Origin of the sequence: Variovorax paradoxus, from assembly GCF_009498455.1 — a bacterium.
In the GTDB taxonomy this organism is placed as follows: domain Bacteria; phylum Pseudomonadota; class Gammaproteobacteria; order Burkholderiales; family Burkholderiaceae_C; genus Variovorax; species Variovorax paradoxus_H.
In genome coordinates, this window is record NZ_CP045644.1 from 5,150,087 (window position 1) to 5,164,840 (window position 14,754).

The window sequence follows — 14,754 nt, forward strand, 5'->3', positions numbered from 1 at the left end:
GGGCTGGAAGGTGACCTGCTGGAGGAGGGAGGATCAGAGGTGCAGGCCACTGGGAGAAACCTCACTGTGCCCAGCGAATCTGTACGCAACCTGACCTCGCGAAAAGAGGCCCTTTCGGTCCTCGGTCTTCGCTCAGTCTTCGTCTTCCCATTTGCCGATCACGGTGCCCAGCACGGTGAAGGGCACGCGCACCGCCTCGTGCGCGGGGTTGAGCGGCAGCAGCCAGCGGCGGCCCGCGTCTGCCTTGTAGACCTTGAAGGTGACTTCGCCGCTCACGTCGTCGTCGAGCTTGGCGATCACGCGCTCGCCGTCGTCGGGCGTGGTGTGTTGCGGGTCGACAAAAATGATCGATCCGGCCGGGTAGCTCTTCAGGTGCCCGTGCGGCGAGGTCATGCTGTCGCCGCGCACGCGCAGGGCGTAGGTGCCGGCGCTGTGGTGGGCGATGCAGGGAATCCAGCGTTCGGCCAGCGTGGGCCGGGGCGGTGCTTCGGCGCCGCGCCATTCGCCCGCGTGCTCCCACGTGATCAGCGGCACGGTGCCGGGCGTCTGCGGCGCAAAGCCGGGGCCGGCGGGCGGGATGCGGGTGACGCGGTAGGGGCCGGGCGGCTCGTGCGCGTTGTCGCGTGCCAGGCGGATCTGCACCTCGTCCCACGGGGCGGGGCCGTCGCCGGTGTCGAGCCAGTTGGGGTCGGCGCGGTAGGCGCGCGCCAGGGCGAGCACGCTCATCGACCGGCTGGTGTCGCCCCGCTCGATCTTCGAGATGCTCGACTGCTTGACGCCCGAAGCGGCCTCGGCCTGCTTCTGCGTCATCTTGGCGAATTTGCGTGCAGCCAGGGCACGAGAAGCAATAGTCTCCATGGGGTGGAGATTCAAGCGCAGATGAATATTCGTATTGGACTCTAGAATATTAAAAAAAGGGAGGGTTCGATATGAAGCCACGCGAGTTGGTGCAGGCGCTGCGGGCGCTGGGATTGACGCAAAAGCAGATCCAGGAACGAACGGGCATTCCGCAGCCCACGGTCAGCAAGATCGGGCTGGGGCGGGTGAGCGACGTGATGTCGCGCCACTACGTCGCGCTGCTGAAGGCCTACGAGCAGCGGATGAAGGAAGAGGCGCTGCGGCCGGCTGCGCACTACGCGCCGCCGCCGGCCGGCGACTGAGGCGGCAGGCTCAGGCCGGCTTGAGCCGTTCGGCGGGCGCGGGCGGCTCGGGCGGCGTGAGGGCCAGCGTGGTGCTCACGCGCACGCAGTCCTTGATGTGCTGTTCGCCCAGCGCACGCAGCGCCGCATAGCCGAGCGCGGCCGACACGACCTGCCCGGCAATGGGCACGTACTTGGTGGCCTGCTTGGCGGTGAGGCGGATGCCGGCGTGGCGGGCCAGCTTCATGAGCAGCTCGCGCGTGACGAGCCGGCCCACGAGCAGGGCGCCGAGCGTGGTGGCGGCCTTCTGGATGCGCTCGCGCTGGTGCGGTGCGAGCTTTTCGACCTGGGTGACCGAGAGGCCGAACTCGGAACTGATCTGCGGCACGAGGCGCGAGAGCAGCGCCGCGTCGGCCATCCAGTCGATGCCGGGCAGCGGAATGGCGCTGGCGGCGGCGGCCATGAGGGCCTTGCGACCGATCAGGCGTCGGCTGCGGTGGATGGCCGCGATGAGTTTTTCATCGCCCCGGGCGAGTTCGATCGAAGAAGGCATGCAGCGTGGCTCCTTGGCGGGTTCCCTGACCTTGCCATGCTACCCGGCCCGCGCTGGTCGGCCCGTTGCAAGCCGCGCGCGGGCAGGGGGCTTAGGCCGCCAGCGCTTCGAGCTGGTCGGACAGCGCCAGCCAGCGTTCTTCGAGCTGCGCGATCTCGTCGTTGAGCGCCTTCAGCCGCTTGCCGGCGTCGGCGATCTCGGCGGGCGGCAGCGGTTCGGCCAGCCGGGCTTCGAGCGTGCTGCGCTCGGTGCCGGCCGCCGCCATGCGCTCGTCGATCCTGGCGAGTTCCTTCTTCAGCGGCTTGGCCTGCTCGCTGCGCTGCTGGCGCTCCTGGGCGTCCTGCTTGCGCTGCTCGGGGGTGTGGCTGCTGCTGCTTTTGGTCGAAGCCTGGGCGGCTGCTGCAGCGGCGGCCGCAGCCGCTGCCGCGGCGTCCGCCTCGCGCACGGCCACCTTGGCCTCTTCGCGCAGGCGCTTGGCCTCGTCGAGCAGGTAGCGCTGGTAGTCGTCCAGGTCGCCGTCGAAGTCGGTGACGACGCCGCGGCCCACGAGCCAGAACTCGTCGCACACCGAACGCAGCAGCGCACGGTCGTGGCTCACCAGCATCAGCGTGCCTTCGAACTCGTTGAGCGCCACGGCCAGGGCTTCGCGGGTGGCCAAGTCCAGGTGGTTGGTGGGCTCGTCCAGCAGCAGCAGGTTGGGGCGCTGCCAGACCATCATCGCGAGCACGAGGCGGGCCTTTTCGCCGCCGCTCATGGTGCCCACGGGCTGCTTGACCATGTCGCCGCTGAAGTTGAAGCTGCCCAGGTAGCCGCGCAGGGCCTGCTCGCCGGTGGCTTCCTTGGCATTGCTGCCGAGTTCGCGCGCCATGCGCACCATGTGCTCGAGCGGGTTGTCCTGCGGGCGCAGCACGTCGAGTTCCTGCTGCGCGAAGTAGCCGATGTTCAGGCCCTTGCCCTCGGTGACTTCGCCGGCCAGTGCGCCCATTTCGCGCGCAATGGTCTTCACCAGCGTCGACTTGCCCTGGCCGTTGGCGCCCAGGATGCCGATGCGCTGGCCCGCCAGCACCGAGCGGCTGACGCCGCGCAGGATGGTCTTGGGCGCTTCGCCTTCGACCTCATAGCCGAAGCTCGCCTTGTCGATCGAGAGCATCGGGTTCGGGATGTTGCCCGGCTCCTTGAACTCGAAGGTGAAGTCGGCCTCGGCCAGCAGCGGCGCCACGCGCTCCATGCGCTCCAGCGCCTTGACGCGGCTTTGCGCCTGCTTGGCCTTGCTGGCCTTGGCCTTGAAGCGGTCGATGAACTTCTGCAGGTGGGCGATCTTGTCCTGCTGCTTGCTGAAGGCCACCTGCTGCTGCTCCATCTGCAGCGCGCGCATGTCTTCGAACTTGCTGTAGTTGCCGCCGTAGCGCGTGAGCTGGGCGTTGGCGATGTGCAGCGTGACGTCGGTCACGGCGTCGAGAAACTCGCGGTCGTGGCTGATGACGATCATGGTGCCGGCGTACTTCTGCAGCCAGGCTTCGAGCCAGACGAGCGCGTCCAGGTCCAGGTGGTTGGTCGGTTCGTCGAGCAGCAGCAGGTCGCTCGGGCACATCAGCGCGCGGGCCAGCTGCAGGCGCATGCGCCAGCCGCCCGAAAAGCTGTTGACGGGCTCGTCGAGCTCGTGCGACTTGAAGCCCAGGCCCAGCACCAGCGCCTGCGCGCGCGGCACGGCGTCGTGCTCGCCGGCATCGGCCAGGTCGGTGTAGGCGTGGGCCAGCTCCATGCCGATGTCGGGATCGTCGGGGTTCTCGGCGTAGGCGGCTTCGATGGCGGCCAGCGTGGCGCGCAGCTCGGTCAGGCGGGTGTCGCCGCCGACCACGAAGTCGGTGGCCGACTCCTCGGTCTCGGGCATGTCCTGCGCGACCTGGGCCATGCGCCACTGCTTGGGAATGTAGAAATCGCCGCCGTCTTCGTGCAGCGTGCCGTTGAACAGCGCGAACAGCGACGACTTGCCGGCGCCGTTGCGTCCCACCAGGCCGACCTTTTCGCCGGGGTTGAGATTGACGGTGGCGCCGTCGAGCAGTTTCTTGGCGCTGCGGCGAAGAATGACGTTTTTGAGAGTAATCATGAAATAGGAACCGTAGGGGGGATTATCCCGTCCGACCTTCAGCGAGCCGGCGCGAAGGGGCAAAGGCGGACATCACCCGATGAAAGGGGCGCAGCCACGAGGCTGCATGCAAGGCGAAAAAGGGGGCTTGGGCGGGCGCCGCTAACGCACGCCGGCGCCGGCCAGCAGCGCCGTCCGGGTGACCAGCAGCACCTGGTCTTCGCCGGCCGAGGTTTCGAGCCAGACCACCTCGAGCTGCGGAAACGCGGCCTCGAAATAGTCGCGCTCGTTGCCGATCTCGAGCACCAGCACGGCCTGCTCGCTCATGCGGGCGGGCGCGTCGGCGAACAATTGCCGCACGAAGTCCATGCCGTCGGTGCCGCCGGCCAGCGCCAGTTCGGGCTCGGCGCGGTATTCGGCGGGCAGCGCAGCCATGCTGGCGCTGTTCACGTAGGGCGGGTTGCACAGCACGAGGTCGTAGGTGCCGGGCACGTTCTTCAGACCGTCCGATGCGATCAACTTGACGCGCGCGTCGAGCGCGTGGCGTGTGACGTTGATGGCGGCCACTTCGAGCGCTTCGACCGACAGGTCGGCCGCATCGACCGTCACATCGGGGTAGGTGAGCGCCGCGAGCACCGCGAGGCTGCCGTTGCCGGTGCACAGGTCGAGCACGCGCTGCGTGTGTTCGCCCAGCCAGTAGTCGATGCTGCCGTCGGCGATGAGCTCGGCAATGAAGCTGCGCGGCACGATGGCGCGTTCGTCGACGTAGAAGGGCACGCCTTGCAGCCAGGCTTCTTTCGTGAGGTAGGCCGCAGGCTTGCGTGTGGCGATGCGCTCGTCGATGAGCGCGGCGACCTTGGCAGCGTCAGCCGGCGACACGGGCGTGTCAGCCACGGCGTCGATGTCGTCCAGCGGCTGCTTCAGGCGCCACAGCACGAGCCAAGCGGCTTCGTCGAAGGCGTTGGCGGTGCCGTGACCGAAGGCGACGCCGGCTTCTTCGAGCCGCTTGGCACCGGCTTCGATGAGTTCGATGACGGTGCTCATGATGCGAGCGCTGCGTCGAGCCCGCGCAGCGTGCGCAGGTAGATGTTCTTCAGCGTCTCGATCTCGGCGACCTCGATGTGCTCGTCGATCTTGTGGATGCTGGCGTTCACCGGGCCGCACTCGACGACCTGCTTGCAGATCTTGGCGATGAAGCGCGCGTCGCTGGTGCCGCCGCTGGTCGACAGCTCGGTATCGAGGCCGGTTTCTTCGCGGATCGCCGCCTGCACGGCCGTGACGAGTTCGCCGGGCGTGGTCAGGAAGGGCAGGCCGCCGACGGTCCAGGCCAGCGTGTAGTCGACGCCGTGCGCGTCGAGGACGGCGTGCACGCGCTGCTGCAGCGATTCGGGCGTCGATTCGGTCGAGAAGCGGAAGTTGAAGTCGATCACCGCGCTGCCCGGAATGACGTTGCTCGCGCCGGTGCCCGAATGGAAATTGCTGATCTGCCAGCTGGTGGGCTGGAAGTAGGGGTTGCTCTGCGCGTCCCAACCGCCGGCGGCGTTGATCGCCACGAGCTCGGCCAGCGCCGGCGCCACCGCGTGCACCGGGTTCTTCGCCAAATGCGGGTAGGCGATGTGGCCCTGCACGCCGTTCACCGTGAGCTTGCCGCTCATGGTGCCGCGGCGGCCGTTCTTGATCATGTCGCCGCAGCGCGCCACCGAGGTGGGCTCGCCGACGATGCAGTAGTCGATGGTTTCACCGCGCGCAGTCAGCGCGTTGCAGACGATCACCGTGCCGTCGACGCCCGGGCCTTCTTCGTCGCTGGTCAGCAGCAGCGCCAGCGTGAGCGCCGGGTCGGGCTCGCCCTGCAAAAACTCTTCGATGGAGGTCACGAAGGCCGCGACCGAGGTCTTCATGTCGCAGGCGCCGCGGCCGTAGAGCTTGCCGTCGCGGTGCGTGGGCGTGAACGGGTGGCTGCTCCACTGGTCGAGCGGGCCGGTGGGCACCACGTCGGTGTGGCCGGCAAACACCAGCGTCTTCGTCACCTTGTCATTCGCAGGACGGCGCACGGCCCAGAGGTTGGTGACCCGGAAATCGGCCGGGCCGCTCTCGATGGTTTCCAGCGTGAAGCCCAGCGCGGCAAGGCGTTCGCCCAGGATCTGTTGGCAACCCGCGTCGTCGGGGGTGACGGAAGGGCGCGAGATCAGTTGTTCGGCGAGCTGGAGCGTACGGGACATCGAGGGGGCGGGGATTAAGGGGCGGTCAGAACTTCACGTCGAGCGTGATGTCGGTGAAGGTGGGTTCGTCGAGCTGGTCGGTCAGGTCGCGGTCCTCGGCCTGCTTCTTGGGCGCGTCGCGGTTCTGCAGGCGCCACATCAGGTTGGTGGGCGAGTCGGCGTTGGCCAGGCCTTCCTGGCGGGTCACGCGGTCCTCGGTGATGAGGCGGGCGATGTCTTCCTCGAAAGTCTGCGAGCCTTCGGCCATCGACTGCTCCATGGCCTCCTTGACGCCGGAGAAGTCGCCCTTTTCGATCAGGTCGGCCACCAGCGCGGTGTTCAGCATCACTTCGAGTGCGGGCACACGCGCGCCGGCCGGCGTGCGCAGCAGGCGCTGCGACACCACGGCGCGCAGCGCCGAGCCCAGGTCACCCAGCAGGGTGGGGCGCACCTCGACCGGGAAGAAGCTCAGGATGCGGTTCAGCGCGCGGTAGCTGTTGTTGGCATGCAGCGTGGCCACGCACAGGTGGCCCGACTGCGCGTAGGCAATGGCGGCCGTCATGGTGTCGCGGTCGCGGATCTCGCCGATCTGGATCACGTCGGGCGCCTGGCGCAGTGCGTTCTTCAGGGCCACCTGCAGCGAGGTGGTGTCGCTGCCCACGTCGCGCTGGTTCACCAGCGATTTCTTGTTGGTGTACGTGAACTCGATCGGCTCTTCGACCGTGAGGATGTGGCCGCTGGCGTGCTCGTTGCGGTAATCGAGCATCGAGGCCAGCGTGGTCGTCTTGCCCGCGCCGGTGGCGCCCACCATCAGGATCAGCCCGCGCTTTTCCATGATGAGCGACTTCAGGATGTCGGGCAGGTTCAGCTCGTCGAAGCTGGGGATGACCGAGGCGATGTGGCGTACCACCACGGCGTAGCTGCCGCGCTGGCGCATGGCGCTGATGCGGTAGTTGCCGGCGCCTTCGAGGGCGACGGCCATGTTGAGTTCGCCCGTGTTTTCCAGTTCCTGGATGCGGGCTTCGGGCACCACTTCCGACAGCAGCGCCAGCGGCGCGGTCGGCGGCAGCACCTGCGCATTGATCGGCAGGCAGTTGCCGTTGATGCGGATCATCACCGGGGAGTTGGCCGAGAGGTAGATGTCAGAGGCCTTGCGCTCGGCCATCAAACGAAGAATCCGTTCCATCATGTTCATCGGTCTCTCTCCTCGGTTGTTCTCTGAATTATTCGCAGACTGCGCAAGCACGGGACTCTTCGCGCGGAACGCCGCGGAACCGGCTTTGCCGGGCCGCTGGCGTTGCCCCCTGCAAGGGGGTGTGCGAAGCGACACGCAGTGCGCGCAGCATGGGGGTGTGCTTAGGTCAGTCGCGCAGCAGGTCGTTCAGGCTGGTCTTGGAGCGCGTCTGCGCGTCGACCGTCTTCACGATGATGGCGGCGTAGGTGCTGTAGTCCTGGCCCGACTTGGTCTTCTTGGGCAGGTTGCCGCTGATGACCACGCTGCCGCTGGGCACGCGGCCGTACGAGATTTCGCCGGTTTCGCGGTTGAAGATCGGGGTGCTCTGGCCGAGGTACACGCCCATGCCGAGCACCGAGTTCTCTTCGACGACCACGCCTTCGACGACTTCGGAGCGCGCGCCGATAAAGCAGTTGTCTTCGATGATGGTGGGGCCGGCCTGCAGCGGCTCGAGCACGCCGCCGATGCCGACGCCGCCCGACAGGTGCACGTTGGCGCCGATCTGTGCGCACGAACCGACGGTGGCCCAGGTGTCGACCATGGTGCCTTCGCCCACGTAGGCGCCGATGTTCACGTACGAGGGCATCAGGATCGCGCCCTTGGCGATGAAGCTGCCGCGACGGGCCACGGCCGGCGGCACGATGCGCACGCCCGATTCCTTCAGCTCGGCGGCCGACAGGTGCGAGAACTTGGTCGCGACCTTGTCGTAGAAGCCCAGCGAGCCGGCCTGGATCTGTTCGTTGTCCTTGAGGCGGAACGACAGCAGCACGGCCTTCTTGATCCACTGGTGAACGGTCCACTGGCCCACGCCTTCGCGGGTGGCCACGCGCAGCTTGCCGTTGTTCAGCTCGGTGATCACGTGCTCGACGGCGTCACGCACTTCGGCGGGGGCAGCGGCGGGCGAGATGTTGGCGCGGTCTTCCCACGCGGCGTCGATGGTCTGTTGCAGTTGCTGTGTCATGGAGAAAGTCTCGGGTGAAAAAGGGGGCAGGGAAGCGGGCGGCGGGAGGTCAGCGGCGGCCGTCTTTAACGAAACGGACGATGCGCCGGGCGGCCTCGACGCACTCGGCCGTTTCGGCCACCAGTGCCATGCGGATGCGGCCGCGGCCCGGGTTGGCGCTGTGGTCGGTGTCGCGCGCCAGATAGCTCCCCGGCAGAACCGTGACATTGTATTGAGCGTAGAGCGCGCGGGCGAAGGCTTCGTCGTCGCCAGCCCACACTTCGGGCACGCCGGCCCAGAGGTAGAAGCTGGCGTCGGGCAGGCGCACGTCGAGCACCGATTCGAGCAGCGGCGTGACGGCGGCGAACTTGGCGCGGTACTGGGCGCGGTTGTCGACCACGTGCGACTCGTCGCCCCAGGCCGCGATGCTGGCGGCGGCCACGGCGCCGCTCATGGCGCTGCCGTGGTAGGTGCGGTAGAGCAGAAATTTCTTGATGAGGGCGGCGTCGCCGGCCACGAAGCCGCTGCGCAGGCCGGGCACGTTGCTGCGCTTGGACAGGGATGTGAGCGCGATCAGGTTCTTGAAGTCGGGGCGGCCGAGCTTCATCGAGGCTTCGAGGCCGCTGAGCGGCGGTTCGTCGCGGAAGTAGATCTCGCTGTAGCACTCGTCTGCGGCGATCACGAAGCCGTGGCGGTCGGACAGCGCGAAGAGCTTCTGCCACTCGTCCAGAGACATCACGGCGCCCGTGGGATTGCCCGGCGAGCAGACGAACACGAGCTGGGTGCGGGCCCAGACGGCCTCGGGCACGCTGTCCCAATCGACCGCGAAGTTGCGCGCGGGCACGCTGGGCACGTAGTACGGCTCGGCGCCCGAGAGCAGGGCCGCGCCCTCGTAGATTTGATAGAACGGGTTGGGCGACATCACCACCGGTTTCGGGTTGGCGCTGGCGTCGACCACGGTCTGGGCGAGCGAGAACAGCGCCTCGCGCGAGCCGTTGACCGGCAGCACCTGGGTGGCCGGGTCGAGCGACAGGCTGTAGCGGCGATGCAGCCAGTCGGTGAAGGCGGTGCGCAGTTTCAGTTCGCCGGCGGTGGCCGGGTAGGCGGCAAGGGCGCCGAGGCCGGCGCTCAGGGCGTCCTTGATGAAGGCCGGCGTGGCGTGCTTGGGCTCGCCGATGCCCAGGCTGATGGGCGCGAATTCGGGGGCGGGCGTGACGCCCGCGAACAGTTGCTTCAGCCGCTCGAAGGGGTACGGCTGCAATTTGGAAAGCAAGGGATTCATGCCCCGGATTATCGGCGACGGGCCGTGCAGCCCGCACGCCCCGCACCCCTTGTCCCGCTCAGCAGAGCGGGTGGTTGAACTGGCCGATCATGTTGGCGAAGTTCTGGTTGTAACGGTTGGCCGCGTCAACGATGCCCGAGCGGCCCATGCGGGCCATTGCACCGGTTTCCTTGCGCTTGAACACGCCGTCCTTGGCGTCCTTGATCACCGAGCGCGACTGGCCGATGAATTCGTTGATCTGCAGCATGCCGCCGCTGCAGCTCTTGCCGCTCTGGGCCGACTGCTCGCCGGTCTTCTTGCTCCAGCCCGCGGCCGAGTCGGCCACCAGCGCCAGCGAGGCCTCGAAGGCGGCCAGGGCCTGCGGGTCGTTGGGCGCGGCGAACAGCGCCATGGCGTCGGCGTGGTTGAGCTTGCCGTGGTAAATCAGGCCGGCGCGGTAGTAGGCGGCGGTGTCCTTGGGCGCCTTCTCGAAGGCTTCCTTGGTCAGCGCTTGGTCGCGGGCGCTCAGGCCCTTGTCGAAGGCCGCTTCGGCCTGCGCGACGGTGGTGAGTGCGGCCAGGTAGCTTTCGCTCAGCTGGCGGGCCTTGTCGCCGTTGTCGGCGAGGTAGCCCTTGGAATTGGCGTAGTCGTTCAGCTCGCGGCTCAGCGGCGACAGCACCTTGAGCGCGGCCGAGAAGGCCTTGGCCGATTCGTCGATCTCGGGCAGCGACGCGGCGATGGCGGCGGCGGCATCGAGCTTCTGGGCCGAGCGGTCGACGAGGATGTCGTTCTGGATGCGCAGGCTGGTCAGCGGCGCCTTGGCCTGCAGCAGCGGCACCTGACCCGTCACGTAGCTCTCGCGGGCTTCCTGGAACGAGGTGCGCAGGTTGTTCGAGACGTCGACGTAGAGGTTGTACTTTTCGACGAGCTGCTGGTCGTTGGCGGCGGGGGCGGCCGGCTTGGCTTCGGTGGCAGAGGCCGAGGGCTGGGCGGCTTTGTCCGCCTTGTCGCCGCAGCCCGCGACGAGCGCCGACACGGCGACGAGGGTGGCACCCAGAAGGGTTTGGTACTTCTTCATTCTTTCATTTCCTCCGTTGAAAAAAACAGCACGGGCAGGCCGCGGGATGGCGCGGTCGGCCGGGAAGACATCGTGGGGAGTGCCGCTGCCTGAAGACAGCGGTCGGGGGGGCGAGGTGTCAGACAGCGGTGGCCGCGCTGCGCCGATAGAAAGCGAGCGAGCCCGCCAGCGCCAGCAGCATGCCGCCGCAGGCGCGATCGATCCAGCGCGTGGCCGACACCGTGAGCAGCCGGATCGCGCGGGCGCCGACGAAGGCGTAGGCCAGCATCACCCCCATGTCGAGGCCCGCGAAGATCAGCGCAATGACCACGTACTGCGGTGCCTGCGCGGCAGCCGGGTCGATGAACTGCGGCAGCAGCGCCGAGCAGAAGATGTAGCCCTTGGGGTTGGTCACCGCGACCAGGAACGACTTGAAGAAGATGCGCCGGCTTTCGCCCGCCGTGACGGTGGCCGCCGCGTCTGCGTTCGGCAACTGGAAGCCGCCCTTGGAACGCAGCATGCGCAGCCCGAGCCAGGCCAGGTAGGCCGCGCCGACCCACTTGAGCATCGAGAACCAGAACTCCGAAGCCGCCAGCAGCGCGCCCAGGCCGAGCGCCACGGCGCCGACCAGCACGAAATCGGACAGCACCGCGCCGAGCATGCCCGGCAGCGCCCGTCGCACGCCGTGGCGCGAACCGTTGCTGAGCGCCAGCAGCACTGTGGGACCGGGTGTGGCGATGGCGGCGAACGCCACGATGGCGAACAGCAGGGCGGTGGCGAGCGTCATCGGGGTGTCTTTCTCAAATCTTCTTGACCAGCACCTGGCTCTTGCGGTCCCAGTTGTACTTGCGCTTGCGCGCCTCGGGCAGCCAGTCGGGGTTGACCTGCTGGAAGCCGCGCTTGAGGAACCAGTGCATCGTGACCGTGGTGAGCACGAAGATGCTTTCCAGGCCCATGGCCTTGGCGCGGTGCTCGATGCGCTTCAAGATGCGTTCGCCGTCGCCCTGCGACTGCGATTGCGGCGACACCGTGAGCGCGGCCATCTCGGCGGTTTTAGCCTCGGGATACGGGTACAGCGCCGCGCAGCCGAAGATCACGCCGTCGTGCTCGATGACCGTGTAGTGGCCCACGTCGCGCTCGATCTCGGTGCGGTCGCGCTTGACCAGCGTGCCGTCGCGCTCGAAGGGTTCGATGAGCTGCAGGATGCCGCCGATGTCGTCCACCGTGGCTTCGCGCAGGCTTTCGAGCTTCTCGTCGATCACCATGGTGCCGACGCCGTCGTGCACGTAGATTTCGAGCAACAGCGAGCCGTCGAGCGCAAACGGCAGGATGTGGTTGCGCTCCACGCCGCCCTTGCAGGCTTTCACGCAGTGCTGCAGATAGAAGGCGGTGTCGGTCGGCTTCTGCGCGGGCGGCAGCGAGGCCAGCAGCTTTTCGGCGGCGGCCAGCGGCAGCTCGGTGTCGATCGGGTTGTCTTCGCTCTCGGGCAACTCGCTGTCCACGCGGATGCCCGGCACTTCGGTCAGGAAGATCAGCTTGTCGGCCTGGATCGAGATGGCCACGCTGGTCGCGACCTCTTCCATCGTCAGGTTGAACGCCTCGCCGGTCGGCGAGAAGCCGAAGGGCGACATGAGCACCATCGCGCCGAAATCGAGCGTGCGGCGGATGCCGGCCGCATCGACCTTGCGCACCAGTCCCGAGTGCTTGAAGTCCACCCCGTCGACCACGCCCACGGGGCGCGCGGTGATGAAGTTGCCCGAGATCACGCGCACCGTCGAGCCGGCCATCGGCGTGTTCGGCAGGCCCTGGCTGAAGGCGGCCTCGATCTCGTAGCGCAGCTGGCCCGCGGCCTCTTGCGCCGAGTCGAGCGCCACGGCGTCGGTGATGCGGATGCCGTGCGAGTACTTGGCCTCGTGGCCCTTGGCCGCGAGCTGTTCGTTGACCTGTGGCCGGAAGCCGTGCACCAGCACGATCTTGACGCCCATGCTCTGGATCAGGGCCAGGTCTTGCGCGATGTTCTGCAGCTTGCCCGCCGCGATGGCCTCACCCGCGAGCGCGACCACGAACGTCTTGCCGCGGTGCGTGTGGATGTAGGGCGCGACCGAGCGGAACCAGGGCACGAAGGTGAAATTGAAGACGGTGGACATGGGGCGTGATTGTGCATTCTTGGCAAGGTTTTGGTGCAGCGCGTCATGCCAGGGCGCGCAGCAGCCGGCCGGCCCCGACCGCGGCGGGCGTGCCGCGAGCCTTGAAGGCCTCGAGCTGGTCGGCGTAGGCGTCCAGCGGCTCCACCGCCGCCTCGGCCGAGCCCGCCGGCGTAGTCGGTGCCAGCGGCAGGCCGAGCAGGGCGGCGAGCTCGTCGGGTGCGATCGAACCGTGCGCCATCAGCGCATCGACCACCGCCATGAAGGCGGTCGCGTGCGCTTCGAGCAGGCCCAGCGCGCGCGTGTGTTCGCGCGCCAGGATGGCCTCGATCTCGCGGTTGGTGGCGGCCACGTCGGTGTTGAGGTTGTCGTTCGCATCGGTCGTCACGTCGGTGCGGCTCCAGCGGGTGCCGAAGCCCAGATGCCGCACGTAGCGCGCCGCCGTGGCCGTGGCCTGCATCAGGTCGCGCTCGGCGCCGGTGGTGCAGCCCGATTCGCCGAACACCAGCCGCTCGGCCGCGCGGCCGGCCAGGCTCACGCACACGCTGTCGAGCAGGTTGCGCTTGGACCACGCCTTGCGCTTCACGTAGCTGTTGTAGCCGCCCTCGAACGACGCCACGTTGATGCGGATCTCTTGCGGCGCGCGGCCGAAGAGCAGGGCGTACACCAGCCCGTGGCCGGCCTCGTGCACCGCGAGCAGCGCACGGAAGTCGGCGTTGGCGCGCTGCTTGAGCCGGTTCAGCTCCAGCGCCACGGGGAACTCGCGCCGCGCCAGCCGGAAGCGCGCGACCAGGCGCGGGCCGCCGGGCGTGACTTCGCCGGGGTCGAGCATCAGCCACACGGGTTCGCTGCCGTGCGCGCCCTGTTCGAGCGCCCACAGCGCGGCGTTGACCAGCGTTGCGCTCAGGATCGCGTGGATCGACGAGAACAGCGGGCGCGTGCCCTGCGCTGGGAACACGGCGTTGGCGTAGATCTGCTCGTACACGCTCACGTCGAGCACGAAGCGCACGCCCGAGCTTTCCTGGATCTCGCTCACGTAGCGGTCGCAGATCGACAGGATCAGGCGCACGTAGGTGGCGCGGCTGAACGACGGGTAGATCACGTGGTTGTTGCCCAGCCGCGCGACCTGCTCGGGCTTGAAGCGCTCGGCCAGCGCCTTCTTCACGTCGATGAGCGAGAGCTTCCTGGTCAGCGCGTGGAAGATGTCGGCGTCGGTGTCGCAGTCTTCCACCCGCTTGGCGGTTTCGGCGTACATCTCGTCGAGGTTGCCCGAGACGAACACCAGCAGCTTGGAGTAGTCGGTTTCCCAGTTGTCCTGCGAGGCGCGGAAGGCGCGCAGCCGCGCCTGGATCTCGTCGGGCTTCCAGGTCATGATTTCGAGCAGCGACTCGCGCAACTTCAGGCAGCGCTTGAACTCCTGCGCTTCCCAGGGCGAGAGCTGCAGGCGGCGCTTGCGCTTGGTCTTGCCAGCCTTGGCACTGTCTTCGTCTTCTTCATCGTCGTCGTCATCGGTGCGGCGGTCCTGGTCGTACTCGGCCCAGGCCAGCGACGACTCGATCTCGCTCAGTACGGAGAGCGACGGCGGCAGGCGGCCGTCGGACAGCAGCGCCCACACGTCCTGGTAGCGCTCCACGCGCGCTTCCTTGCCGTTGGCGTCCACGGTGCGAAAGCGCTGGAACTCGTCGAGCACGAGGATGCCGGGCGCGCCCTCGGCGATGCCCGACTCGGCCAGCATGGCCGAGATGGAGCCCGCGCTGCGGTGGCCCGAGCCGTGGCTGAAACCGTCCATCTGCACTTCGATGAAGCGGTCGTAGAAGCCCAGGTGCTGCGCCAGGCGCCGCACGAGTTGCGTCTTGCCGGTGCCGGTGAGGCCCCACAGGCAGATGACGACCGGGCGGCTGATGAGCTGCGGCAGCACGTACCAGGCGCGCAGCGAATCGATCACGCGATCGATGATCTCGTCGATGCCGAACAGCTCGGCCTTCAGCGAATGGGCAATGGCCTGCAGGTGGCGCGTGCGCTCGGCCAGCGTGGCATGCAGGTCACGGGAAATGTCTTGTTGCGACATGAGGTTCTTTTTTCTTCGAATGATTCGGGGACACGGAAACAGGAATGCGGCCGCTTCTCCTCGCGAGATGCGAA

General features: G+C 67.7%; 13 protein-coding genes. 1 reads left to right on the plus strand and 12 read right to left on the minus strand.

The window, feature by feature from the left end; translation table 11 throughout:
- Positions 1-132: 132 nt before the first annotated feature.
- Entirely contained in the window at positions 133-810 is a 678-nt protein-coding gene (locus GFK26_RS23760) for a helix-turn-helix domain-containing protein (protein ID WP_416222512.1), read from the minus strand.
- Between the two features lie 119 nt (positions 811-929).
- On the opposite strand from GFK26_RS23760, the gene GFK26_RS23765 reads away from it, so the two are divergent.
- A complete protein-coding gene (locus tag GFK26_RS23765) occupies positions 930-1,160 on the plus strand; it encodes a helix-turn-helix domain-containing protein (protein WP_153284141.1) in 231 nt (76 codons plus the stop codon).
- A 10-nt stretch (positions 1,161-1,170) separates the two neighbouring features.
- Here GFK26_RS23765 and GFK26_RS23770 read toward each other — a convergent pair whose 3' ends face one another.
- The 11 genes from GFK26_RS23770 to GFK26_RS23820 all read right to left on the minus strand — a co-directional run bounded on the left by GFK26_RS23770 (position 1,171) and on the right by GFK26_RS23820 (position 14,680).
- The gene (locus tag GFK26_RS23770) at positions 1,171-1,692 is read right to left on the minus strand and encodes a hypothetical protein (protein WP_153284142.1); all 522 of its coding nucleotides are present in this window, start codon (positions 1,690-1,692) and stop codon (positions 1,171-1,173) included.
- Positions 1,693-1,783: 91 nt separating this feature from the next.
- Complete coding sequence (locus GFK26_RS23775) at positions 1,784-3,799, minus strand: ABC-F family ATP-binding cassette domain-containing protein (protein WP_153284143.1); 2,016 nt, start codon at positions 3,797-3,799, stop codon at positions 1,784-1,786.
- Between the two features lie 141 nt (positions 3,800-3,940).
- On the minus strand, positions 3,941-4,822 hold the full coding sequence (prmB, locus tag GFK26_RS23780) for a 50S ribosomal protein L3 N(5)-glutamine methyltransferase (RefSeq protein ID WP_153284144.1): 882 nt from the start codon (positions 4,820-4,822) through the stop codon (positions 3,941-3,943).
- A complete protein-coding gene (gene dapE, locus GFK26_RS23785; protein ID WP_153284145.1) occupies positions 4,819-5,997 on the minus strand; it encodes a succinyl-diaminopimelate desuccinylase in 1,179 nt (392 codons plus the stop codon). The genes prmB and dapE overlap by 4 nt, the downstream gene beginning before the upstream one ends.
- A 25-nt stretch (positions 5,998-6,022) precedes the next feature.
- Positions 6,023-7,171: a PilT/PilU family type 4a pilus ATPase gene (locus GFK26_RS23790; RefSeq protein ID WP_153284146.1), complete on the minus strand. Its 1,149-nt coding sequence runs from the start codon at positions 7,169-7,171 to the stop codon at positions 6,023-6,025.
- Positions 7,172-7,337: 166 nt separating this feature from the next.
- The gene (dapD, locus tag GFK26_RS23795) at positions 7,338-8,171 is read right to left on the minus strand and encodes a 2,3,4,5-tetrahydropyridine-2,6-dicarboxylate N-succinyltransferase (RefSeq protein WP_099789398.1); all 834 of its coding nucleotides are present in this window, start codon (positions 8,169-8,171) and stop codon (positions 7,338-7,340) included.
- 49 nt (positions 8,172-8,220) lie between these two features.
- A complete protein-coding gene (dapC, locus tag GFK26_RS23800; protein WP_153284147.1) occupies positions 8,221-9,432 on the minus strand; it encodes a succinyldiaminopimelate transaminase in 1,212 nt (403 codons plus the stop codon).
- A gap of 58 nt (positions 9,433-9,490) precedes the next feature.
- A complete protein-coding gene (locus GFK26_RS23805; RefSeq protein ID WP_153284148.1) occupies positions 9,491-10,489 on the minus strand; it encodes a DUF3829 domain-containing protein in 999 nt (332 codons plus the stop codon).
- A 118-nt stretch (positions 10,490-10,607) separates the two neighbouring features.
- A complete protein-coding gene (locus tag GFK26_RS23810) occupies positions 10,608-11,255 on the minus strand; it encodes a LysE family translocator (RefSeq protein WP_153284149.1) in 648 nt (215 codons plus the stop codon).
- Positions 11,256-11,268: 13 nt separating this feature from the next.
- A complete protein-coding gene (gene argA, locus GFK26_RS23815; protein WP_062470199.1) occupies positions 11,269-12,615 on the minus strand; it encodes an amino-acid N-acetyltransferase in 1,347 nt (448 codons plus the stop codon).
- 43 nt (positions 12,616-12,658) lie between these two features.
- Positions 12,659-14,680, minus strand: coding sequence for an AAA family ATPase (locus tag GFK26_RS23820; RefSeq protein ID WP_153284150.1), 2,022 nt, complete (start codon positions 14,678-14,680; stop codon positions 12,659-12,661).
- Positions 14,681-14,754 lie beyond the last annotated feature (74 nt).